At 39.1% G+C, this 23200-nt stretch carries 22 protein-coding genes; all 22 read left to right on the forward strand.

Annotated features, from left to right (window positions below; genetic code table 11):
- The first annotated feature begins 19 nt into the window (after nt 1-19).
- The 22 genes from NSQ79_RS03425 to NSQ79_RS03530 all read left to right on the forward strand — a co-directional run bounded on the left by NSQ79_RS03425 (nt 20) and on the right by NSQ79_RS03530 (nt 23156).
- Complete coding sequence (locus tag NSQ79_RS03425) at nt 20-1066, forward strand: galactose mutarotase (RefSeq protein WP_014634731.1); 1047 nt, start codon at nt 20-22, stop codon at nt 1064-1066.
- 114 nt (nt 1067-1180) lie between these two features.
- A complete protein-coding gene (locus NSQ79_RS03430) occupies nt 1181-3085 on the forward strand; it encodes a PTS sugar transporter subunit IIA (RefSeq protein WP_049528013.1) in 1905 nt (634 codons plus the stop codon).
- Nucleotides 3086-3088: 3 nt separating this feature from the next.
- Nucleotides 3089-6106, forward strand: a complete 3018-nt coding sequence (locus NSQ79_RS03435) for a glycoside hydrolase family 2 TIM barrel-domain containing protein (RefSeq protein ID WP_301356811.1) — start codon at nt 3089-3091, stop codon at nt 6104-6106.
- Between the two features lie 491 nt (nt 6107-6597).
- Nucleotides 6598-7764 (forward strand): hypothetical protein, encoded by a 1167-nt coding sequence (locus NSQ79_RS03440; RefSeq protein ID WP_241003666.1) that lies wholly within the window; start codon nt 6598-6600, stop codon nt 7762-7764.
- A gap of 93 nt (nt 7765-7857) precedes the next feature.
- Nucleotides 7858-8700 (forward strand): aldo/keto reductase, encoded by an 843-nt coding sequence (locus tag NSQ79_RS03445; protein WP_164332084.1) that lies wholly within the window; start codon nt 7858-7860, stop codon nt 8698-8700.
- A 99-nt stretch (nt 8701-8799) separates the two neighbouring features.
- A complete protein-coding gene (locus tag NSQ79_RS03450) occupies nt 8800-9486 on the forward strand; it encodes a YoaK family protein (protein ID WP_084871265.1) in 687 nt (228 codons plus the stop codon).
- Between the two features lie 94 nt (nt 9487-9580).
- Nucleotides 9581-10213: a nitroreductase family protein gene (locus tag NSQ79_RS03455; protein WP_045772302.1), complete on the forward strand. Its 633-nt coding sequence runs from the start codon at nt 9581-9583 to the stop codon at nt 10211-10213.
- Between the two features lie 228 nt (nt 10214-10441).
- Nucleotides 10442-11734, forward strand: a complete 1293-nt coding sequence (locus tag NSQ79_RS03460) for a PTS sugar transporter subunit IIC (RefSeq protein ID WP_149561399.1) — start codon at nt 10442-10444, stop codon at nt 11732-11734.
- Nucleotides 11721-12584 carry an alpha/beta hydrolase gene (locus tag NSQ79_RS03465; protein WP_049528023.1) on the forward strand — a complete coding sequence of 288 codons (864 nt, stop codon included), beginning with the start codon at nt 11721-11723 and terminating at the stop codon, nt 12582-12584. The genes NSQ79_RS03460 and NSQ79_RS03465 overlap by 14 nt, the downstream gene beginning before the upstream one ends.
- A gap of 179 nt (nt 12585-12763) precedes the next feature.
- Nucleotides 12764-13213: an Rrf2 family transcriptional regulator gene (locus NSQ79_RS03470; RefSeq protein ID WP_049528026.1), complete on the forward strand. Its 450-nt coding sequence runs from the start codon at nt 12764-12766 to the stop codon at nt 13211-13213.
- A gap of 132 nt (nt 13214-13345) precedes the next feature.
- Entirely contained in the window at nt 13346-14206 is an 861-nt protein-coding gene (locus NSQ79_RS03475) for a VOC family protein (protein WP_049528030.1), read from the forward strand.
- Between the two features lie 130 nt (nt 14207-14336).
- Complete coding sequence (locus tag NSQ79_RS03480) at nt 14337-14939, forward strand: nitroreductase family protein (protein ID WP_049528032.1); 603 nt, start codon at nt 14337-14339, stop codon at nt 14937-14939.
- Nucleotides 14940-15576: 637 nt separating this feature from the next.
- Nucleotides 15577-15885, forward strand: coding sequence for a hypothetical protein (locus tag NSQ79_RS03485; protein WP_049528035.1), 309 nt, complete (start codon nt 15577-15579; stop codon nt 15883-15885).
- A gap of 13 nt (nt 15886-15898) precedes the next feature.
- Entirely contained in the window at nt 15899-16108 is a 210-nt protein-coding gene (locus NSQ79_RS03490; protein WP_080610656.1) for a helix-turn-helix transcriptional regulator, read from the forward strand.
- A gap of 1 nt (nt 16109) precedes the next feature.
- Nucleotides 16110-16907: a DUF3169 family protein gene (locus NSQ79_RS03495; protein WP_080610655.1), complete on the forward strand. Its 798-nt coding sequence runs from the start codon at nt 16110-16112 to the stop codon at nt 16905-16907.
- A gap of 11 nt (nt 16908-16918) precedes the next feature.
- Nucleotides 16919-17812, forward strand: coding sequence for an ABC transporter ATP-binding protein (locus NSQ79_RS03500; RefSeq protein WP_049528044.1), 894 nt, complete (start codon nt 16919-16921; stop codon nt 17810-17812).
- Nucleotides 17809-19023, forward strand: coding sequence for an ABC transporter permease (locus NSQ79_RS03505; protein WP_049528047.1), 1215 nt, complete (start codon nt 17809-17811; stop codon nt 19021-19023). Before NSQ79_RS03500 ends, NSQ79_RS03505 begins: the two co-directional genes overlap by 4 nt.
- 103 nt (nt 19024-19126) lie before the next feature.
- A complete protein-coding gene (locus NSQ79_RS03510; RefSeq protein ID WP_049528050.1) occupies nt 19127-20050 on the forward strand; it encodes an aldo/keto reductase in 924 nt (307 codons plus the stop codon).
- 148 nt (nt 20051-20198) lie between these two features.
- A complete protein-coding gene (locus NSQ79_RS03515) occupies nt 20199-20774 on the forward strand; it encodes a TetR family transcriptional regulator (protein WP_164332083.1) in 576 nt (191 codons plus the stop codon).
- On the forward strand, nt 20771-21451 hold the full coding sequence (locus NSQ79_RS03520; RefSeq protein WP_164332082.1) for an ABC transporter ATP-binding protein: 681 nt from the start codon (nt 20771-20773) through the stop codon (nt 21449-21451). Before NSQ79_RS03515 ends, NSQ79_RS03520 begins: the two co-directional genes overlap by 4 nt.
- Nucleotides 21452-21454: 3 nt before the next feature.
- Entirely contained in the window at nt 21455-22600 is a 1146-nt protein-coding gene (locus NSQ79_RS03525) for an ABC transporter permease (protein WP_164332081.1), read from the forward strand.
- A gap of 295 nt (nt 22601-22895) precedes the next feature.
- Nucleotides 22896-23156 (forward strand): SemiSWEET family transporter, encoded by a 261-nt coding sequence (locus tag NSQ79_RS03530; protein ID WP_002885327.1) that lies wholly within the window; start codon nt 22896-22898, stop codon nt 23154-23156.
- Nucleotides 23157-23200: the final 44 nt, after the last annotated feature.

The raw sequence follows: 23200 nt of genomic DNA on the forward strand, positions 1-23200 counted from the left end.
TGTTTTTTGAGGAAATAATATGAAAATAAACTGCGAAATTATTGGAAAAGTTGATTCAGGCGATGTCAGTAAAATTTCAATGGAAAATAATAATGGTGTTGTCATTTCCACACTCACAACAGGTGCCACACTTCAGGAGTTTTTGGTTCCAACGGAAACTGGTGCTCTTAAAAATATAGTACTTGGTTTCAGTGATTACGAGGATTACTATAAGAATAATTTATGTGCCTGCCAGTCCATTGGTAGGGTTGCTGGAAGAATTGGGAAAGCTTCGTATACTCATAATATGGTTCTTTATAGCCTTCCTAAGAATGAGGGAGAAAACTGTTTACATGGCGGTCCAAAAGGAATGCAGGTTCAAAATTGGAACTATGTCACAAACCTGAATGATGAATATGTTGAGACAAAATTTATTAGAAGACTTTATTCAAGTGTAGATGGCTTTCCTGGTGATGTTACAGTCTCTATTAGTTATAGACTTAACAATAATAACCGCTTAACAATACTCTTTGAAGCCTTCGATGTTACAGAGTCAACAGTCTTTAATCCGACAAACCATGTTTACTTTAATCTTAGCGACAAACAGGATTTATCAAGTCATGAGTTACAAATCTATTCAGACTATCGTTTAGAGTTGGATTCTGAGTTAATTCCAACAGGACAAAAAATTAATGTAGATGGAACGAATTATGATTTCAGAAAGACAACTGACTTGCTACCTCGAATTGAAGCAAATAATGGTTTTGATGATGCCTTTGTAGTTGGAGGGGAAACTTGTGATCATGTGAAAGAAGTAGCTGTTCTCCATGATAAAGAGAGTGGAGATGGTATCGAAATCTTCTCAAACAGAAATGGTTTAGTTATTTATACTATGGATATTATAGAGGATAATATTTACTTTGCGAGAGATCGAGGAACAATTGCAAAAGGACGAGAAGCTATAGCTATGGAAGCTCAAACACTCCCAGATGCCGTTAATCATACAGATTTTGGAGATATCATCTTGGAGGAGGGTCATAGTGTAAGCTATGAAATCGGTTTCCAATATTTTAATTCATCAAAATAACCATATTTTAGTAAAAGTTTAGTAAAAAACCACTAAAACTATTGACGATTTAAACTAATACTTATATAATGTAAGCGTATTCAAAAAAAAAACAACTAACAGGAGGTTTTCGTAATGGGAAAATCTAAAGGTCAAATGAAGTCTCGTCTATCCTATTCAGCTGGTGCTTTTGGTAACGACGTCTTCTATGCAACGTTGTCAACATACTTTATCATGTTTGTGACAACTCACTTGTTTAACACAGGTGATCCAAAGCAAAATAGTCACTACGTACTATTAATTACTAACATCATCGCTATTTTGCGTATCTTGGAAGTATTTATCGATCCATTGATCGGTAACATGATTGATAACACTCATACTAAGTATGGTAAATTCAAACCATGGGTAGTTGGTGGTGGTATCATCAGTTCTATCGCCTTGTTGCTTCTCTTCACCGATTTAGGTGGTTTGAATAAAACAAATCCTTTCTTGTACCTTGTACTTTTCGGAATTATCTACCTTGTAATGGATGTCTTCTACTCAATTAAAGATATCGGTTTCTGGTCAATGATTCCTGCCTTGTCTCTTGACAGTCATGAACGTGAAAAAATGGCAACTTTTGCCCGTATTGGTTCTACGATTGGTGCCAATATTGTAGGTGTTGCCATCATGCCAATCGTTTTGTTCTTCTCTATGACGAACAGTAGTGGTTCTGGAGATAAATCTGGATGGTTCTGGTTTGCATTTATCGTTGCTCTCATTGGTGTGATTACATCAATTGCTGTTGGTATTGGTACACGTGAAGTTGAGTCAAAACTTCGTGATAACAAAGAAAAAACTAGCCTTAAACAAGTCTTTAAAGTTCTTGGTAAAAACGACCAATTGATGTGGTTGTCTCTCGGATATTGGTTCTATGGTCTTGGTATTAATACACTTAATGCTCTTCAACTTTTTTACTTCACATTTATCCTTGGTGATCCAGGGAAATACTCAATCCTTTACGGATTGAATACAGTTGTTGGTTTGGTTTCAGTTTCACTCTTCCCTAGCCTAGCTGGTAAATTCAACCGTAAACGTTTGTTCTATGGATGTATTGCAGTAATGCTCGGTGGTATCGGAATCTTTAGTATTGCAGGAACATCACTTCCAATGATCTTGACTGCTGCTGAACTCTTCTTTATTCCACAACCTCTTGTGTTCCTTGTTATCCTCATGATTATCTCTGACTCAGTAGAATATGGTCAATGGAAATTGGGACACCGTGATGAATCACTTACTTTGTCAGTTCGTCCACTTGTTGATAAACTTGGTGGTGCGATGTCAAACTGGCTTGTTTCTACAATTGCCGTAGCTGCTGGTATGACAACAGGTGCCTCAGCATCAACAATTACAACACATCAACAGTCTATCTTTAAGCTTAGCATGTTTGGTTTTCCAGCAGCAGCAATGCTCATCGGTGCCTTCATTATTGCTCGTAAAATCACTTTGACTGAAGCACGTCACGCTGAAATCGTCGAAGAATTGGAACATCGCTTTAGCGTAGCAACTTCTGAAAATGAAGTTAAAGCTAACGTCGTATCTCTTGTAAACCCTACAACTGGTCATTTGCTTGACCTCTCAAGTGTTAATGATGAACACTTTGCTTCAGGTAGCATGGGTAAAGGTTTCGCCATTAAACCTACTGATGGAGCTGTCTTTGCACCAATTAGTGGTACCATTCGTCAAGTTCTTCCTACTCGCCATGCAGTTGGTATTGAAAGTGAAGATGGTGTCATTGTTCTTATCCACGTTGGTATCGGAACAGTTAAACTTAAAGGTGAAGGATTCATTAGTTACGTAGAACAAGGTGATCGTGTTGAAGTTGGACAAAAACTTCTTGAGTTCTGGTCACCAATTATTGAGAAAAACGGTCTTGATGACACAGTACTTGTCACTGTAACCAATTCAGAAAAATTCAGTGCTTTCCATCTTGAACAAGAAGTTGGAGAAAAGGTAGAAGCTTTGTCTGAAGTTATTACCTTCAAAAAAGGAGAATAATCTATGAACACGACTGAAAAAATTCAAACTTACTTAAACGATCCAAAGATTGTTAGCGTTAATACTGTTGACGCTCACTCAGATCATAAGTATTTTGAATCTCTTGCAGAATTTTCTGAAGGGGAGATGAAGTTAAGACAATCTCTTAATGGAAAATGGAAAATTCACTATGCTCAGAATACAAATCAAGTTTTAAAAGACTTTTATAAAACAGAATTTGATGAAACTGATTTGAATTTCATCAATGTACCAGGTCATTTGGAACTTCAAGGTTTTGGTTCTCCACAATATGTGAATACCCAATATCCTTGGGATGGTAAAGAATTCCTTCGTCCACCTCAAGTTCCTCAAGAATCAAATGCTGTTGCATCATACGTTAAACATTTTACCTTGAATGATGCTTTAAAAGATAAAAAAGTATTTATCTCATTCCAAGGGGTTGCCACTTCCATCTTTGTATGGGTCAATGGTAACTTCGTAGGATACAGTGAAGATTCATTTACACCTAGTGAATTTGAAATCAGTGATTACCTTGTTGAAGGTGATAACAAGTTGGCGGTAGCTGTTTATCGTTACTCTACAGCAAGCTGGTTGGAAGACCAAGACTTCTGGAGACTTTACGGTATTTTCAGAGATGTTTACTTGTACGCTATTCCAAAAGTTCACGTTCAAGATCTCTTTGTTAAGGGAGATTATGATTACCAAACAAAAGCAGGTCAATTGGATATTGATTTGAAGACTGTTGGTGATTACGAAGATAAGAAAATTAAATATGTTCTTTCAGATCATGAAGGCATCGTTACAGAAGGTGATGCATCTGTTAATGGTGACGGTGAACTATCTGTAAGTCTTGAAAATCTGAAAATCAAACCTTGGAGTGCTGAAAATCCTAAACTTTACAATTTGACCCTTCATGTTTTGGATGATGACCAAGTTGTTGAAGTCGTTCCAGTTAAAGTTGGATTTAGACACTTTGAAATTAAAGATACACTCATGCTTTTGAATGGTAAGAGAATTGTCTTTAAAGGGGTTAACAGACACGAATTTAACGCTAGAACAGGACGTTGTATCACTGAAGAAGATATGCTTTGGGATATCAAAGTGATGAAACAACATAACATCAATGCTGTTCGTACTTCTCACTATCCTAACCAAACACGTTGGTATGAATTGTGTGATGAATATGGACTTTATGTTATCGATGAAGCCAACCTTGAAACACACGGTACATGGCAAAAACTTGGTCTAAGCGAACCTTCATGGAATATCCCAGCTAGTGAACCAGAATGGTTGCCTGCTTGTTTGAATCGTGCCAATAACATGTTCCAACGTGATAAGAACCATGCTAGTGTTATCATTTGGTCTTGTGGTAATGAATCATATGCTGGTAAAGATATTGCTGACATGGCTGATTACTTCCGTAGTGTTGACAATACTCGTCCAGTTCACTATGAAGGTGTTACATGGTGTCGTGAATTTGATTACATTACAGACATCGAAAGTCGTATGTATGCGAAACCAGCTGATATTGAAGAATACCTCACTAACAATCCTCAAAAACCTTATATTTCATGTGAATACATGCACACAATGGGTAACTCTGGTGGTGGATTGAAACTCTACACTGACTTAGAGAAATATCCAGAATACCAAGGTGGATTTATTTGGGACTTCATTGACCAAGCTATTTACAAACCACTTCCAAATGGTAGCGAATTCCTATCATATGGTGGTGACTGGCATGATAGACCTTCTGACTACGAATTTTGTGGAAATGGTATTGTCTTCGCAGATCGTACCCTAACTCCAAAACTTCAAACAGTTAAACATCTTTACTCTAATATTAAGATTGCTGTTGATGAAAAATCAGTAACTATCAAGAATGATAATGTCTTTGAAGATCTTTCTGCTTATACTTTCCTAGCTAGAGTTTACGAAGATGGTAGAAAAGTTAGCGAAAGTGAATATCACTTTGATGTTAAACCAGGTGAAGAAGCAACATTCCCAGTAGAATTCGCTGTTGGAGCTTCAAATGCTGAACGAATTTATGAAGTTGCTTGTGTTCAGAATGAAGCAACTGAATGGGCTCCAAAAGGACATGAAATTGTTCGTGGTCAATATGTTGCTGAAAAGATTAGCACTGAAACACCAGTTAAAGCACCTTTGAATGTTGTTGAAGGCGACTTCAACATCGGAATTCAAGGACAAAACTTCTCTATCTTGCTTTCACGTGCACAAAATACGCTAGTATCTGCTAAGTATAACGGTGTTGAATTCATTGAGAAAGGTCCTAAACTTAACTTTACTCGTGCTTACACCGACAACGATCGTGGTGCTGGATATCCATTCGAAATGGCAGGCTGGAAAGTTGCTGGAAACTATAGTAAGGTTACAGATACTCAAATTCAAATTGAAGATGACTCTGTTAAAGTGACTTATGTTCATGAATTGCCTGGCTTGTCTGATGTCGAAGTTAAGGTGACTTATCAAGTTGATTACAAGGGTCGAATCTTTGTTACTGCAAACTATGATGGTAAAGCAGGTTTGCCAAACTTCCCTGAATTTGGTCTAGAATTTGCTATCGGTTCACAATTTACAAACCTAAGCTATTATGGATACGGTGCAGAAGAAAGCTACCTTGATAAACTTCCTGGTGCCTATCTTGGTCGATATGAAACATCTGTTGAAAAGACATTTGCTCCATATCTAATGCCACAAGAATCTGGTAATCACTATGGTACTCGTGAATTTACAGTATCTGATGATAACCATAATGGTCTTAAATTCACCGCACTTAATAAGGCATTCGAATTCAGTGCTTTGCGTAACAGTACTGAACAAATTGAAAATGCTCGTCATCAATATGAATTGCAACAATCTGATGCTACATGGATTAAAGTTCTTGCTGCTCAAATGGGTGTCGGTGGTGACGACTCATGGGGTGCTCCAGTTCATGACGAATTCTTGGTTAGCTCAGCAGATAGCTATCAATTGAGCTTCATGATTGAACCACTCAACTAAAGTATTATTGGACTTTGCCTCCAACGATATATTTGATAAAGGAAACTCGAAAGGGTTTCCTTTTGTCATGGTTTGAAGTAAGAAAAAAGGAAACAGACCTCTGTTTCCTTTTAAAATATAACTCAGTTTTCAATTCCCTTAAAAATGGGGGTGGTCAAGTAAAATTATGAAAAAGTGAGTTAAAGTTATTGATATAGAAAAGGGACTAAACCACTCCCAAGACATTAATGATTTTTTGTAGTTCTAAATGAAACTTGAAGATTATGCCTTGATGTTAATCGTCCAATGGCACTCTATCTAATATAAGTATACAACTTTGAGTTTAGATGTTCAAAAAGAAGACTCTATGGATTCTTATCTGGATTGTGATTGGCGTCTATTCTTGTCAATAAAAATTTAAGAGGTTGTTGATTTCACTTAGAATATAGTAATGTTCTATGAAAACGTATACAATAGTAGTTAGAGAAATAAACATAGATTGGAGAAGATTGATGACATCATCTTTTGAAGATTTCACAAAAAAAGCAGAAGCATTCTTAGAAGAACATATTACAGAGTATCTCAGTGTGGACATGGCTCTTGAAGATTTTGCAAGACAATACAACCAAGGGCTTTTTGATGAGATCACTTCCTATGATTCAAAGCAGGAGAGAGCTTGGAAACTCATTGAAGAGGCTTATCATTATCACGAGGAAGATCCTTCGAGAAGTCAGGAATTTTTGACAGAAGCTTTAAAACTAGATCCTGAAAATCTTGATGCTAAGCAGATGCTCTTAACTTTTCAAAGTCCACTTGAACATCTAAAAGGCCTAATTGCTTTAGAAAAAGAGCAAAGGTCCAAGTGGGATCAAGGTCCAAAAATGGGCTGGGCTAATCTTGACGAGCGTCCTTATTTGTCTTTGAAGTATAATCTTGCTAAATTTTATTTAAGCAACAGTATGAAGCGGTTTGCTATTAAGGAATTTGAAGAGATTCTAGAGATAGATGTTCAAGATCACATGGGAGTCCGTTACGAATTGATGGCTACCTATTGTAATCTGGAGGACTATGATAAGGCTAAAAACTTTTTCGAATGTGAGCAAATGGAATATCACGAAGAAGATTTGATGATAGTACCAATGATGACGGTCTCTCTAATGACGGGACATATTGAGGATGCGGATTTCTATTTTGATCTTCTCTATGCAAAAAATCCAGAGTTCGAAAATTATTTAAAAATGATTGAACAAGGTGATGAAGAGCGTCTAGTTGCCGAAACGCTTAAAGTCAACCCTATCTTATTTGAAGCCAATAGTATGCAAAGTCTTTTGATGGTTTTTAATCAAGTCGTTGATCTGTCCCAGTCAGAATATTATTTTACTTGGTTAATCGAAAAATATCGTGCAAAACGTCCACAAAGACATGTTGCGAAAAAGAAAAATCCAGAATTGCACAAACTAATTAGAGAATTGGAAAAAAGTATAGAACCAAGCAAAGCCCTCCAAGGTCTTTCAATAAGTGTGGAGCGTATACTTCGTAAACATGGCTTAATAGAATTTAAAGATTTTAAAAAGAAAACGGAAGAGGAAGTAGCAGCGATTAGAGGAGTTGGAAAGGTGAGCATGGAAATCCTTAAAGAAAATGGTGTTGTCTTTAAAAAGAAGCGGAAAAAGAAGTAAGGAACTATTCATCAAACAAGCCGTAGCAAATCTTTGCATTTTTATCTGATATCTTTTAAGATAATTCTGTTACAACTTGAAAAGGAGAACAGGATGGAAACATATACACTTTCAAATGGCATTACGATTCCTAAAATTGGTTTTGGGACTTGGCAGATTCCAGAAGGGGAAGAAGCTTATAACAGCGTTAGTTTCGCACTTAAGGCGGGTTACACACATATTGATACGGCGCAAATCTACGGTAACGAGGTTTCTGTAGGTAAGGCGATTGCAGATAGTGATGTGGCGCGTGAGGATATTTTCCTAACGACTAAACTCTGGAATGACAAGCACGATTACGATTTGGCTAAGGCCTCTATCGACGAGTCTCTTGAAAGACTAGGTGTGGATTATTTAGATCTTTTGCTCATCCACTGGCCTAATCCAAAGGCTCTTCGTGAGAATGATGCTTGGAAGGTTGGCATTGCAGGTGCTTGGAAGGCAATGGAAGAAGCCTACAAAGATGGTAAGGTACGTGCTATCGGTGTGTCTAACTTTATGCAGCATCACCTTGATGCTCTCCTTGAAACGGCTGAAATTGTGCCACATGTCAATCAAATTCTTTTGGCTCCAGGTTGTGCCCAAGAAGATTTGGTTGCCTATTGCCAAGAGCGTGACATTCTTCTTGAAGCCTATAGCCCACTGGGTACTGGTAGCATTTTTGGAAATGAAGATGTTGAAGCAGTTGCTGAACGAAACGGAAAATCTGTTGCTCAAGTTGCCTTACGTTGGAGCCTTCAAAAAGGTTTCTTGCCACTACCTAAGTCAGTGACACCAAAAAATATCGAAGCCAACTTGAATATTTTTGACTTTGATTTGTCAGAGGAAGATATGGCAGTATTGGATAAGATTCAAGGTATTAAAACTCAGGATGATCCTGATACAGTTAATTTTTAATAGGATTTTAAGCAACTCGTAAGGGTTGCTTTTTGCTTGTTTTTGTTGATTTGCTATAATGAAACTGTCATTTTTTTATTTATAGATGGGAGTTACGTAATGGAGTCTCGAAATCTTTTGCCTCAGAATACACGTATGATGGCTAATTTGCTCAGTTTTTCAGGGGGAGCTTTGGATGTCTTTTGTCATATGTATTACCATAGTTTGGTTGCCACTCAGACAGGGAATATTCTCCTGTTAGTTGCTGACTGGCGTAGTAGTAGCATGTACCATAACATGTTACGATGCTTTTCCATTTTTTTCTTTACCTTAGGTTTTCTTTTTGGCATGTGGTTTAAAGACCATCGTAAGAATGCTTATTGGCGTGTTTATGGTTTACTTCCTCTTTGTGTGATGACTGCCATTTTACCATTCTTAACGCCAAATGCTCTATTGGAGCTTCCGATTATTGCTTTTTCTGCAGGTGTCATGATGAAGACTTTTACCGGTAGTCAGATTGAAAATCACCCCTTTGTGATTTTTATGACTTCAGGTAATTATCGAAGGATGCTGACGGCACTTTACTATGTTATTCAGGGAAGCGATGATCAGAAAGAATATCGTCGTCAGGCTGTCAATTATAGCTTTGTCGTAGGAAGTTTTGTGGTTGGTGCTGTTGTATCAGCTCTTCTAATGCACATCATTTATATTAAGTCAATCTGGCTAATTACACTCAGCCTCATTACCATCATGGTTTATTATTCATCTGAAGTGAAACGACTAGGACTCAAGGAAACCAATCTTTAAGCACTTATGTAGCAATTATTTTTGATAAAAAATCTCCTATGTTATAATCTTGATTATATTAATTTTTTTTAACCCTGAATAAAGGAGACATAAGATGCCTGTAATAAGTAATGATTTTTCAGATATTGTGTATAACCGTCGTTCCATTCGTAACTTTGATACTTCTGTCAAGATTCCACGAGAAGAAATGTTGGAAATCTTGGACAAGACTGTTACAGCACCATCATCAGTGAACATGCAACCCTGGCGTTTTGTTGTCGTTGATAGCGAAGAAGGCAAAGAAAAATTGAAACCCTTTATCAGCTACAATGGTGTACAAAATGAAACGTCATCAGCCATGGTTCTCATTTTTGCCGATTTGAAGAGTCAAGAAAGAGCAGAAGAAATCTATGGTAAGGCCGTTGCGCAAGGAAAAATGCCCGAAGAGGTCAAGGAGAAACAACTATCAAGCATTGTACCAATGTATGAAAATGCTCCTTTCGAAGTGATGAATGAAATTGTTCACATCGATGCTAGTCTGGCTGCTATGCAATTGATGTTGGTCGCTCGTTCATACGGCTATGATACCAATGCCATCGGTGGCTATAAAAAAGAAGGTCTTGCCAAAGCGTTCGGACTTGATGCTGACCGTCATGTGCCAGTCTTGCTCATTGCCCTTGGGAAGGCCAATGAAGAAGGTTTCGAATCTGTTCGTTTGAATGCTTCTGATGTGACTACTTTTGCTTAATAAATAATTGACCGTAAGTCTCGAAAATGGGGGCTTACGGTTTTTGTATGTGATGATTAAAGAGGGTTCAAAAAACTAAAAATAAATAAGAAAGTGATTGCTAGGAGTATTGAGAAAGTGATGATTTTTGCTTTAACCCATGATTAAGGTAAGTCCCTTTCCTTTGTGCTATAATGATAGTGAATGTTTAATACAAGGGCGAGTGTGGCCTTTTTCTAGGAGTCTTTTATGACAAACTATTTGATCCGAAGTTTTCTCTGGTTTCGTGAGCGTGGCTTTGTTCAGATTACACAGAAAACTTTGGTTTCGCTATTCCCCTTTTTACTATTTTCAGGGATTATTCGGGTGATTTCACTATCTGTTTTTTCTGAGATGGGGTATATTAACCAACTTTTTTCAGTTTCTGATTGGCTTCCGGCCTTTAAGACGTCAGGTCAGGTGCTTATTAATCTTTCTAGTTTTCTCGGTGGATTAGCAGGTCCCTTATCGACTTATTTTGCTGGAAAATACACGGCTGGACATTATGGTAGAAGTACTGGTACGGCTGGTGTGACTTCCCTTTTGGTCAGTTTGATTATAGGGTCGCAAGAGTTACTAATGTCTCCACTAAACGATGGCGATTTGACACGTATCAATTTACCGGCTTCGATTAATATTATGTTGGCTATCTTCGTGGGTTATCTGGTTGGTCAGATTTTTCGATTTTCTAGAGCCAGTGATGACCAAATTGTGGATAAGAACTATATTTATCAGCCTAAGACGGTTCGTCCCATTTTTTTGTCCTTAATTTTGGCAATTGGACTTAATATTCTATTGGTTATTGGTGAACGGGAAAATATCTTTCAGTCTATTAGACAGTTTACATCGACCATTACTGTCACTGGTAATCATCTTTTCTCAACCTTTATGATGGGACTTTTGAGTACTTTTTCTGCTTGGATTGGGAATAGTCAAGCCTTCGCTCTCAATTCTATAGCTGAAGATAGCTTTGCTTTGGAAAATCTGACTTATGCGGTTTCCCATCATACGACGACAGGGCTTCCCCATCTTTTTACTCTGACAAATCTTTATCACAGTTATGGTTTGGTTGCTGGCGTTGGATCAGTCTTGGCTCTCTTGGTAGCCCTTCTTTTAACCTCAACCAGTTATAAGGACAAGAAAGTCAGTCTTCTTAGTGTTTTCCCTAGTCTCTTTAATAATGGCGCTCCTTTGATGGTGGGTGTACCAGTTTTGCTTAATCTGGTTTATCTTGTTCCCTTTCTGTTAGCACCAATGGTCAACATGGGAATAGCAGCAATTGCTTTAGCGCTTCGTCTTATGCCGGCGGCAGTTTATCCTGTACCAGATGGTACCCCTAGCCTGCTCTATGCTTTTATCGGTACTGGTGGTAGCCTTCGTGCCTTGTCTGTAAGTCTGTTTTGTTTTGCGGTTGATGTCGCTATCTTTATTCCTTTCGTAAGACTTTCTAATAAGGTACAACACGGTTTAAAAGAGGAAGGAGAAACTAATGAAGCTCAATAAAAAAATGAAGTTAGTCTTTATTTTGGTTGCTGTCTTTCTCATCGGCTTAGCTGTGCCTTCTTATAGCTGGACCAAAAAAAATGTCAAGGAAATTGAGACTTTCTACAACTCGAAATTGTCTCCTATTATCATGATTCCGGGGAGTTCCGCTACGGAAAATCGTTTTGATGGTCTAGTGCGTAAGCTTAATCAAGATCGTCGTGGGGCCAAGCACAGCTTGCTCAAGGTCAAGGTTTGGAATAATGGGCGTATTACCTTTGAAGGAAAAATCAAGAAAAATGACAATGAACCTATTATTGTTATCGGATTTGAAAATAACAACGACGGCTACAGCAATATCAAAAAACAAGCCAAAATGATGAATCAGGCCTTTGAAGCCCTGCAAAATAAATATAATTTTAATAATTTCAAAGGCCTAGCACATTCAAATGGTGGTCTTATTTATACAGCCTTTATTGAAAATTATCTTAGCGACTACGATGTCAAGATAAATTCTTTGATGACTATCGGAACGCCCTATAATTTCACTGAAACTAATATCAAAAATAAATCGGTGATGCTGGCGGATTTCATAGCAGCCAAGAAAAATATCCCATCAACCTTACATGTCTATTCGGTAGCAGGTACTATCACCTATGACTCGGATGAGTTGGTTCCTGATGCTAGCGTTTCAGCTGGGAAGTACATCTATCAGAATCAAGCAAAGAGCTATACCGAAATCACTGTTACGGGCGAAGATGCCCAGCACTCGGACTTACCAACCAATGATGAAGTTGTGGAACTTGTCAAACAACATATCGAAGGGCAAGGTGTCCGTAAGAAGCAAAAAACTAAGCTAGAGCCACAGTGAGAATCGTATTATTAATGCTTTAGTTACAAATGAGAACTCAAAAAAACAGATAGGACCGTGAAAGGATATCTGTTTTTTAGGTTAAATTGAGAGGATTTTATATGTTGTAACTCATTGATTTACAACTTAATTTCTGTTATAATCAAGAAAATCATACAATTAAATGGGAGGTTTATGTTATGCAAATTCCAAGTCGCTTTACCATTGCTGTTCATATTTTGACCCTTATAGCACAAAACAAGGGAAATGAAACTAAGCTAACCAGTGATTTAATGGCAGGTAGTGTGGGGGTTAATCCAGTTATTATTCGCAAAACCTTGTCGCAACTGAAGAAAGCAGACTTGATTTCAGTTCAAAGAGGCACAGGTGGAGCCACACTAGTCAAATCACCAGAGGAGATTAACCTTCTACAGGTTTACCATGCTGTTGATAGTATCGGACCAAGCGGTCAACTTTTTAGCTTCCATGAACATCCTAATCCATCCTGTCCAGTAGGACGTAATATCCATGGGATTTTGGATCAGAGCCTAGAAGACGTTCAAATGGCAATGGAAAAAGAACTCGAAAAGAAAACTTTGGCTGGTATTTTAAAGGATGCTAAGGCCAACTGGAAAGAAGCTGGAGCTTGATTTTTAGGCATGAGACTCCAAGAAATCGAAAGTTTTTCGGTTTCTTTTTTTTGTGGCCAAGATGTCATAATTGACATTACAATAAGAATAAATATAATGTAATATATATAATTACAACAAAGGAGAAAGAACATGGTTTACGCATATAATAGTAAGATTTATTTAGCAGAGGCAGTTTTAAATGTGAAGGACTTGGCTGGTCAAGTGGCCTTTTATACACAGATTATTGGACTTGAAATTCAAACCCAAACGGAAAGGGAAGTTATTTTAGGAGCTGGAAACAAACCTTTGGTCCATCTGATTCAGACCAATCGTGAGGAAGCGGTCAAGTCAAGTTATGGTCTTTACCATATGGCAATCTTGTTGCCGTCTCGAGAGGATTTGGCAGATGTTTTCAAACATATTGCCGAGCTGGACTATCCTTTTGTCGGGGCTGCTGACCATGGTTATAGTGAAGCCCTTTATTTGGAAGACCTTGAAGGTAATGGTATTGAGCTTTATAGAGACAAGCCGGTTGCTGAATGGGATATTCGTGAGGATGGTCGCATCGTTGGTGTAACTGAAGAACTATCAGCTCAAGAAATTTACGAGATGGGACGCAAGGTTGAGCCTTTTGTGCTAGCTAAGGATACTCGCATGGGGCATATTCATTTATCGGTCAAAGATAGTCAGCTAGCAAGGACTTTCTATCAGGATGTTTTGAAGCTAGCGGATAAGTTTACCATTCCAAGTGCTAGTTGGATTGCTTCAGGTGATTACCATCATCACTTGGCTGTCAATGAATGGGGTGGGAAAAAATTAGCCAAACGTGATAAAGATATGCCTGGATTAGCCTATTATGTTGTTGAAGTGGAAGAGAAGGAAGATTTGATTGGCATTGTAGAACGTGCTAACAATCGTGGAGCGAAGGTCAAATGGTTATCTTCTAATGAGTTAACAGTAGAGGATAAGGATGGTATTTTGACACGCGTAAGAAAAAATATTAATAATTAGTGATTTTTTGAGTCGTAACTATTGACATTACATTCAAAACGGCTATAATGGTTATTGTAATCAAAATTATTACAAAACAGCTTAACAATTTTAACAATTACTATTTATCATAAAGAAAGAGGGAATAACTATGACCTACTTTACAGACTTACAAACAAAACGCCGTTCAATCTATGCTTTGGGAAAAGACCTTGAGCTCTCTAACCAAGAATTGATTGAAACCATTCAAGGAGCTGTCCTTAACACACCTACAGCCTTCAACTCACAAACATCACGTGTGGTGATCTTGCTGGATGAAGAATCAGATGCTTTCTGGAATGAGATCGCTTATTCAGAGCTTGAAAAAGTAACGCCAGCAGAAGCCTTTGAGGCAACAAAAGAACGTTTGGCAGGTTTTGCTCAAGCTAAGGGAACAATCCTTTTCTACGAAGAGCAAGATGTAGTGAAAGGTCTTCAAGAGCAATTCCCACTATACGCTGAAAATTTCCCAATTTGGTCAGAGCAAGGTCATGGAATCGCCCTTTATGCAACATGGTTGGCTTTGGCTGAGAAGAATATCGGCATGAACGTACAACACTACAATCCACTTGTTGATGCACAATTAGCTGATAAATATGACATTCCGGCTAACTGGAAACTCCGTGCTCAAGCACCATTTGGTCAAATCGTAGCACCAGCAGGAGATAAAGACATCCAAACAGAAGGTCGTTTCAAAGTTTTTGGCGACAAGTAATCACTTTAGCTCAGGCAGTCAGTTTGGCGATTGGCTGTACTATGACTAAAGAATTTCAAAATGATAAGACAAAAAAGTAGCAGGATTGAGAAATCTTGTTATTTTTCTATCTCAAAAATTGTAATACCCAAGGAAACTTATAGCTTGAAATTAAAAACTTTCCTTAGATGATAGCGAATGTCAGCGACCTTCAAAGAAGTTCCATGAGTAAGGTTTGGCTCCCTCGATTTTTAATTTTTAGGCTTAGGTTAAGACAATTCTCCAAACTTCCAAGTACTTGTATTCACTACTGGTCTTTTTTTGAATTGACCGGATTAATTAATGATTTATTATCGCGGTAGCATGCCCATTAATTTTTTAAAATCTTTCCCACTAAATTGGCGAACTGAATACTAAAAAATCTGCTAGGTCTTGATGGTTGATTTTAAGGATTTGTTTTAAGAGGTGAAGTTGAAATGTAGATTCTTCTAATTAGTTTATCGAAGGAGGGAGACTACAAAAGATTTCGAAAAAAGGTGCTATTGATATCTTATTTTTAATAACTTTGACAACATTCTTTTTATTTTTGACAAAGATGCTTGTCAAAAATAAAAAGAAGCGTTACAATGGTTTTAGATAAAGAAGGAGAGGTATTCTTATGGGAGGCATGTGGATTTTATTTATCCCTTTTCTGATTCTAATTTATACGGACTCAGAAAAGAAGATAAAAAGGTTGAACAAACGCATCAGACGATTAGAAAAACAAGTGAAAGGAAATCAAGACATGTCTAGACTTTTAGAAGAATTGAAAGGCCAAACGGCCACTGTTACAGTAGATGGTGGTGGATTTGAGTATGAAATTATAGATATCGATGAAGATTGGGTCAAACTGACTCGTGTGAATCATAAACAACAGAGGGAAACCAAGTTAGTTCGCATCGAAGATATTCAGGGTATTCAACTATAAGGGGGCGAAAGCCATGATCTTAAAAAATCGACTGAAAGAGCTGAGGGCGCGTGATGGTCTCAACCAATCCGAGCTAGCCAAGCTAGCAGGGGTCTCGCGCCAGTCCATCAGTCTCTTGGAACGTGGTGAGTATACACCTTCTGTCATTATCGCTATGACTATTGCCCAGGTCTTCAATGAACCAGTGGAGAATGTCTTTAGTTTAGTAGAGGGAGAGGAATAATATGAAAAAGCGACAACAAGAACGATCCGCTCGTTACCGGTTTTGGAGAAATGTCGGAATCATCACAGGTTCCGGCTTGATTGGAGGAGTCATTGGTTTTTTGACAGGCATGTTCGGATCCGAAAAACTCCTTGAAATCCAATCCTTCTTTAGTAAAGAAGGACTCCTTTGGGGTTCAATACTTTTGTTTCTTATCGTGTTTATGGTCACGATAGCCTTACTAATAAGCGCGAGAAAAGTCCATCAAAAAATGCTCCAGATAGAAGACGAAGAGGAAGCCTATCACTATGACATCCAGAAGAAAAAACTGTTTGGGTTAGCGACCATTTTTAAAGGAGTCATGATCTTGCCATACTTTTTAGTCATCATCTTTTATAGTCAATGGGTGTATATGGATAGACCTTCCACAGGGCACTTAGCTTTTATCTTTGGAACATTTACCATGCTCTATCTTTTTCTTGTCTTGATTGTCCTATTTTTCTTATCAGATATCTTCTTTCGCAAGACCTTCCATATGCTTTATGGAAAACCGATTCCTCGCAACGCCAATACCAAGGAAGTGCGTGAATTCACGATGAGTATGATGGATGAAGCAGAAAAACAGATTAGCTACGAGGAAAATTTCGAAGTGGTCGTCAAGTTAAGCAATTATGTCTTACCGCTTTCCTTAATTGCGATATTCTTAGTTGGCATTGCTTTCCATACAGATATCTTGTTAGCATTAGTAGTGGTATCACTGATTTATGTCTATATCTTGGTCTCTCAGTACAAGATTACCAAACGTTATTATAAAGAGTAGAGGAGTCATCTATGTTAGAAATCAGAAATTTAGAGAAGAGCTTTGGCAAGAAGCAAGTCTTGTTCGGGATTGACTTGACTGCGAAAAAAGGGTCTATCTTAGGTTTGATCGGGAAGAACGGATCAGGGAAGACCACCATCTTCCATAGTATCCTCCGCTTCCTTGACTACAGTGGTGATATCCAATTGGATGGCAAAGCAATCAGTCAAGAAACCTATAAGGAAATTGGCTACCTGCCAGAAGAGCGGAGCCTCATGCCCAAGTTGACCGTCTACGAACAAGTCCGTTACCTTGCTAATCTCAAAGGCATGTCAACTGCTGAGGTCAAGAAGAAACTTCCAATCTGGATGGAAAAACTCCAAGTAAAAGGGAGATTAACTGATAAGATTAAGAGCCTCTCAAAAGGGAATCAGCAAAAGGTTCAATTGATCATTACTATGATCCATGAGCCAAAATTGATCATCTTGGATGAGCCGTTTAGTGGACTGGATCCTGTCAATACAGAAGTCCTCAAGCAGGTCATTTTTGAAGAAAAAGAACGTGGGGCGACCATTATCTTCTCTGACCACGTCATGACCAATGTGGAAGAACTCTGTGATGAGTTGGTCATGATTCGTGATGGATCTGTAATTCTCTCAGGTCCTGTACAAGAAGTTCGCAATAGCTTCGGGAAGACTCGTCTCTTTGTATCCAATGACTTCAGTAAAGAGGAGTTGGAAGTATTGCCTCATGTGACCAAGGTGACCATGACCAAGCAAGGCCTTTGGAAGTTGGTATTGGATGATGAAACAGCAGGTCCAGTCCTCTTTGATCAGTTGACCAAGGGTCGCTATCTGGCAACCTTTGACCAACAAGCCCCAACCATTGATGAAATCTTTAAACTAGAATCAGGAGTAGAAGTATGAAACAAATGCTGATTGTTATCAAAGAAACTTATCTACGTCAAGTGAAATCATGGAGTTTTTTCCTGATGGTTCTTTCTCCCTTTCTCTTTATTGGATTGTCGATTGGTTTGAACTACTTCGTTGGCTCATCTACATCTGCGAAAAGCAATATCGCCTTGATAACAGATCAAGCTCCTGTCAAGGAAGGCTTGAAAGGAACCGATGGCTTGACCTTTGACTATAAGGATGAAGCAGCAGCTAAGAAGGCCATGAAAGAGGAAGAGATCAAGGGAATCCTCACAGTTGAAGAAAAGGATGGCCAGCTAGAGGCTCGCTACCAAAGTGAGGATGCCATGAAGCCAGATTTCAAATCAGTCCTTATGGCTAAATTGAGTCAGGTCCAACAAATGCTCAATGTTTCTAAGGCGGATTTAAGCCAAGAGCAGTTAACAGCCCTCTCTCAACAGGTCTCATTGACTGAAAAAATTGATGAGAAGAAAGAAGGACTGAAAATGGTGCAGACCATGGTAGCTGGAGGTATCGGTTTTCTTCTTTACATAATTCTGATCTTTTATTCAAGTATCACTGCTCAAGAGGTAGCCAGTGAAAAAGGAACCAAGATCATGGAAGTGGTCTTCTCAAGCATTCGTGCAACTCACTATTTCTATGCTCGCATGATTGGTCTTTTCGGAGTGATTTTTACCCATATTGGTATCTATGCAGTTGGCTTGGGAGGCGTTTGGATTTTTAGAGATTCCATTCCTCTTGTGAAAGATATTTTATCTCCAGACTCACCTATCACCCAACATATTGGACAATCCATTTCCTTGAATACCTTCTTCTTTATCATTCTTGGAATCTTCATGTACGTCGTTCTTTCAGCTTTCCTAGGGTCAACAGTTGCTCGTCCTGAAGATACAGGAAAGGCCATCTCTCCTCTGATGATGTTAGTGATGGTTGGATTCTTTGGAGTGACTGCCTTGGGTAGCGCAGGAGATGTCCCTCTATTGAAGATTGGATCCTACATTCCATTCATTTCAACTTTCTTCATGCCATTCCGTACCATCAATGGCTATGCAAGTGGACTTGAATCATGGGGGTCATTCGGAATTGCCTTGGCCTTCACGCTCCTCGGCACCATGATCATTGGAAAAATCTATTCTAGTCTCATCTTACAAACAGATGATCTAGGTTTAGTCAAGACTGTTAAAAAAGCTTTAAGCTATCGTTAAAAGAGACACCTTCAGTGGATACTGGAGGTGTTTTGCTTTGTGAAATCATTGCTGTTTGGTCTTCTTTACTTTATAATGAAAGTAGAATGAAAAGGAGGCGGACATGAACTATATTGAGTTTGCTGAAAATGAGCGTCTGTCCACGATTGTCCTTGGGATGATGCGTATTAGCGAATTGAGTGAAGATGAGGTAGAGGACTTGGTGGAGGCAGCCCTGTCGATTGGAATCAACACCTTTGATCTGGCGGATATTTATGGAAATGGACAGTGTGAGGTCCTGCTGGGCAAGGTTCTCAAGCGTCGTCCGGATCTTCGGGACCAGATGTGGATCCAGTCTAAGTGTGGGATTCGCAAAGATGGCTTTACCTATTTTGATTTTTCTAAGGACTATATTTTGGACTCCGTTGATGGCATCCTCGAGCGTTTGCAGATTGAACGCTTAGATAGTCTTCTCCTTCACCGACCGGATGCCCTCATGGAGCCTGAAGAAGTGGCAGAAGCCTTTAATCACTTGGAGCAAGCTGGCAAGGTCCGTCATTTTGGGGTGTCCAATCAAAATCCTATGATGATGGAATTGCTCAAAACTGTTGTCAAACAACCTCTCAAGGTCAACCAGTTGCAGTTGAGTGCTGCCTTTACACCGAGTTTTGATGCAGGTTTTCATGTCAATATGGAGGGGCCGAAAGCAGCTGTGAGAGATGGCAGTGTCTTTGAGTATTGTCGCTTAAACGACACGGTGATTCAGGCCTGGTCTGTCCTCCAGCATGGCTATTTCAAGGGGAATTTTGTCGGCAATGAGGCGTTTGCGGCCCTAAATCACGTCCTCAATGACTTGGCAAAAAAATACCAAGTCACTCCGACAGCCATTGCCCTTGCTTGGGTCCTTCGCTACCCAGGTAAGATGCAGGCAGTCATTGGAACGACCAAGCCACAACATGTCCTTGAAGCAGGGAAAGCAGCAGAAGTTACCCTAACTCGCAAGGAATGGTACCAAATCTACCTAGCTGCAGGAAATGATTTGCCTTAGAATCTTGTTATCAAACCAGATTCCACTCTAATCGGTAGTCTGGTTTTTTGTTTTGTGGTCTTCAGTTTTTTCTTGACAAGCCTTTCCTTTTTATGATATCTTTTATGCAACAAGTGTTGCGCAACGTATGTTGCGCGAAAGGAGTCTTATGCCACCCAAGGTTAAATTTAGTAAAGAGGCTATGATTGGGACAGCTTTACAATTGGTGAGAGAAGAGGGCATGGCTAGTTTAACTGCTCGAGCATTAGCGGAGAAACTGGGAGCCACACCGAGAGTCATTTTCGGGCAATTTGCTAATATGGCTGAGTTACAAGCAGAGGTTATTGGTGCTGCGGAGATGGTCGTGGTGGAGTATATTCGCAAGGCTTTAGAAGATGAAAAGCCTTTTCGATCTGTCGGGGTTGCTTATATCCTTTTCGCCTCAAAAGAACCCCAACTCTTTCAATTGCTTTTCCAAAATCCTAGCAAAGATCCGATTCGTCGCTTTCAAGATTTTCTTCCCATGAAGGATCATAGTTACCAATTGGTTCTGGATTCGATCGTTGCAGACTACCCTTTGACTGTAGAGGAGGCTGGTCGCTTGTACCAGCATCTATTTATCTACTCACACGGGATGGCCTCTATGGTTGCTTATGGTATTTATCAGTTCAGCATGGAAGAAGTGATTGGATTACTGACAGAGGTTTGTCAATCTCTCATCAAAGAAATGGTAGGAAAGAAATGATTCAACTAGAAAATGTGCACAAAAGCTATGGCCAAACCAAGGTTTTAAAGGGGATTGATTTGCAGATTCAAGACCAGGATGATGTGGTTATCCTAGGCCCTTCTGGATCTGGGAAATCAACTCTCTTAAATGTGCTGTCAGGCTTAGAAAAGGTAGACGAAGGGAATATCCTCATTCAAGGGCAGGATTTATCACAACTCACGGATGCTCAATTGACGGCCTTTAGACGGGAGAAGATTGCCTTTATTTTCCAGCAGTATTATCTATTGCCGAATCTAACGGTCAGACAGAATGTAAAGATGGGAGCTGATTTGGCAAACAATCATGATTTTTTGCAGATCATCGAGGATTTGGGGCTTGGCGATAAGCTGGACAAGTATCCGAGTGAATTGTCTGGTGGGGAACAGCAGAGAGTCTCCATTGCTCGGGCCTTGGCTAAAAAGCCAGAGATTCTCTTCTTAGATGAGCCAACGGGAGCCCTCGATGAAGAAACAGGGCGCAAGATTCTGGACTATATCTGGAAATTGAAGGAAAAGCTAGGCTTTACCTTGATCATGGTGACGCACAACCAAAATATTGCGGATATGGCTAGAACCATCATTCGTGTCAATAGTGGCAAGATTACCGAAGTTGTGACCAATGATCAGCCTCAGACTGCCTATGAGATTGGATGGTAAGCCATGTTTTCAGTAAAAGATATTCGAAAATTAGTTGTCGTTAGTATCATTGGGGCTTGTGCGGTCTTTGTGGCTAATCTCTTCTTGAATTTTTACCTAGATATCGAGCAGTTGGAGATTTCGAAAATCAATCCGATGATTCAGACCTACTATGATGCCCAGGTTTCGCTTTCCTGGATGGTGGCCATGGTCAGTGGAGTCGTCTTGTCCTTGACGTCGGTTCTTCTCATGTGTTTTTATATCAAACAATTTGTCGACGACCACAAGGAACAATTAGGAATTTTAAAGGCTTTGGGCTATAGCAATGGCCAGTTGGCTAAACGATTTTGGGCCTTTGGACTCAGTTTTGGAGCTGGAGCGCTTCTTGGCTATTTTGCTTCATTTCTCATGATGGGACATTTTTATGACTTCCGTAATGAGAAGGGGATTTTGCCAGAAATCACCATTCATTTTCACTGGCAGCTCTTGCTTGCTTTGGTGATCCTGCCAACGACCTTCTTTATGCTTCTCGCGATTGGGTATGCTAGAAGACAACTACAAACACCGGCTCTTCGCTTATTGAAAAAGTCTCCAAGTCCGATCAAGGTCAAAAGGAGAAAGAGGGCTCCCAAGAAAGACAAATCCTTCCTAAAAGAGCTGTCCTCGTCACTGATATGGGGGAGAAAATCGATCTTGTTTTTTGTAGTCTTTGGCTCCATGTGTTTTGCGGCCATGGTTCAATTGTCCTTTGGCCTCAGGGATTACACAGATGATATCATCCAAACCATGATGATCATGATTGGCTTGATCCTTTCTTTCTCGATTCTCTTTTTGTCATTGGGGATTGTCGTCTCAGAAAGTCGTGAAACCTTGGCTCTTATGAAGGCTTTTGGCTACACCGATCGTGAATGCCAAGGTCATATTCTCGCTCCCTATCGTTTTTGGGCCTATATAGGATTTGTTCTTGGGACGGTTTATCAATATGGCATCATGGAAATCTTGATTGGTGTAATCAAAGATACAGTTCCTGAAAAGATTGAGCATAGCTTTGATTGGATTGTTTGCTTCCGGACCTTGCTTGGCTTTGCTGTGGTTTATGAAAGCCTGTTTTATCTATCCAACAGAAAACTCCAAAAGCAAACCATCAAAGAAGTACTCTTAGCTGAATGATTTATGACAGTAATCCTTAATATCAGTGCTTTTTAATGAGAAAAAATAGAAGATTCATTGACTTTAGACCTCTTCACGAGGTCTTTTTCTCTTATGAAAACGCTACATAAGAGACTAAATGCACTATCACAATCTTGTGATAGTTTACATCTTCTTAACATTGTCCCGAAATTCTTGCATTCTCTATTGTTAAAGCGTAAGATAGACACTGTTTTAATTTTAGTGCATTAAAACATGTCTTGTAATATTTCTAGATGTACAAGGCAAATAGAATTTTATGAAAGAGGAGTCTCGAATGTCAGATAAACAAATGAAAACCCTTGGTTGGGTAGCGACTTTCATGTCAGTTATGATGTATGTATCATACGTACCACAAATCATGGACAATTTGTCTGGTCATAAAGGAAACTTTATCCAACCATTGGTAGCTGCAGTCAACTGTAGCCTTTGGGTTTACTATGGTCTCTTTAAAAAAGAACGTGACCTTCCCCTTGCTGCGGCCAATGCACCAGGTATTATCTTTGGTTTAATTACAGCATTGACAGCTTTGTTCTAAAATAAAGCAAAATTTCTTTCTATACTATTTTTCTTAACGCAGAA

It is taken from the genome of Streptococcus sp. FSL W7-1342, from assembly GCF_037966635.1.
GTDB classification, from domain to species: Bacteria; Bacillota; Bacilli; order Lactobacillales; family Streptococcaceae; genus Streptococcus; species Streptococcus salivarius_D.

Excerpts from the sequence above, each read along its gene's own strand:
- NSQ79_RS03425 (WP_014634731.1), top strand. The coding sequence starts at position 20 with ATGAAAATAAACTGCGAAATTATTGGAAAAGTTGATTCAGGCGATGTC.
- NSQ79_RS03430 (WP_049528013.1), top strand. The coding sequence starts at position 1,181 with ATGGGAAAATCTAAAGGTCAAATGAAGTCTCGTCTATCCTATTCAGCT.
- NSQ79_RS03435 (WP_301356811.1), top strand. The coding sequence starts at position 3,089 with ATGAACACGACTGAAAAAATTCAAACTTACTTAAACGATCCAAAGATT.
- NSQ79_RS03440 (WP_241003666.1), top strand. The coding sequence starts at position 6,598 with ATGACATCATCTTTTGAAGATTTCACAAAAAAAGCAGAAGCATTCTTA.
- NSQ79_RS03445 (WP_164332084.1), top strand. The coding sequence starts at position 7,858 with ATGGAAACATATACACTTTCAAATGGCATTACGATTCCTAAAATTGGT.
- NSQ79_RS03450 (WP_084871265.1), top strand. The coding sequence starts at position 8,800 with ATGGAGTCTCGAAATCTTTTGCCTCAGAATACACGTATGATGGCTAAT.
- NSQ79_RS03455 (WP_045772302.1), top strand. The coding sequence starts at position 9,581 with ATGCCTGTAATAAGTAATGATTTTTCAGATATTGTGTATAACCGTCGT.
- NSQ79_RS03460 (WP_149561399.1), top strand. The coding sequence starts at position 10,442 with ATGACAAACTATTTGATCCGAAGTTTTCTCTGGTTTCGTGAGCGTGGC.
- NSQ79_RS03465 (WP_049528023.1), top strand. The coding sequence starts at position 11,721 with ATGAAGCTCAATAAAAAAATGAAGTTAGTCTTTATTTTGGTTGCTGTC.
- NSQ79_RS03470 (WP_049528026.1), top strand. The coding sequence starts at position 12,764 with ATGCAAATTCCAAGTCGCTTTACCATTGCTGTTCATATTTTGACCCTT.
- NSQ79_RS03475 (WP_049528030.1), top strand. The coding sequence starts at position 13,346 with ATGGTTTACGCATATAATAGTAAGATTTATTTAGCAGAGGCAGTTTTA.
- NSQ79_RS03480 (WP_049528032.1), top strand. The coding sequence starts at position 14,337 with ATGACCTACTTTACAGACTTACAAACAAAACGCCGTTCAATCTATGCT.
- NSQ79_RS03485 (WP_049528035.1), top strand. The coding sequence starts at position 15,577 with ATGGGAGGCATGTGGATTTTATTTATCCCTTTTCTGATTCTAATTTAT.
- NSQ79_RS03490 (WP_080610656.1), top strand. The coding sequence starts at position 15,899 with ATGATCTTAAAAAATCGACTGAAAGAGCTGAGGGCGCGTGATGGTCTC.
- NSQ79_RS03495 (WP_080610655.1), top strand. The coding sequence starts at position 16,110 with ATGAAAAAGCGACAACAAGAACGATCCGCTCGTTACCGGTTTTGGAGA.
- NSQ79_RS03500 (WP_049528044.1), top strand. The coding sequence starts at position 16,919 with ATGTTAGAAATCAGAAATTTAGAGAAGAGCTTTGGCAAGAAGCAAGTC.
- NSQ79_RS03505 (WP_049528047.1), top strand. The coding sequence starts at position 17,809 with ATGAAACAAATGCTGATTGTTATCAAAGAAACTTATCTACGTCAAGTG.
- NSQ79_RS03510 (WP_049528050.1), top strand. The coding sequence starts at position 19,127 with ATGAACTATATTGAGTTTGCTGAAAATGAGCGTCTGTCCACGATTGTC.
- NSQ79_RS03515 (WP_164332083.1), top strand. The coding sequence starts at position 20,199 with ATGCCACCCAAGGTTAAATTTAGTAAAGAGGCTATGATTGGGACAGCT.
- NSQ79_RS03520 (WP_164332082.1), top strand. The coding sequence starts at position 20,771 with ATGATTCAACTAGAAAATGTGCACAAAAGCTATGGCCAAACCAAGGTT.
- NSQ79_RS03525 (WP_164332081.1), top strand. The coding sequence starts at position 21,455 with ATGTTTTCAGTAAAAGATATTCGAAAATTAGTTGTCGTTAGTATCATT.
- NSQ79_RS03530 (WP_002885327.1), top strand. The coding sequence starts at position 22,896 with ATGTCAGATAAACAAATGAAAACCCTTGGTTGGGTAGCGACTTTCATG.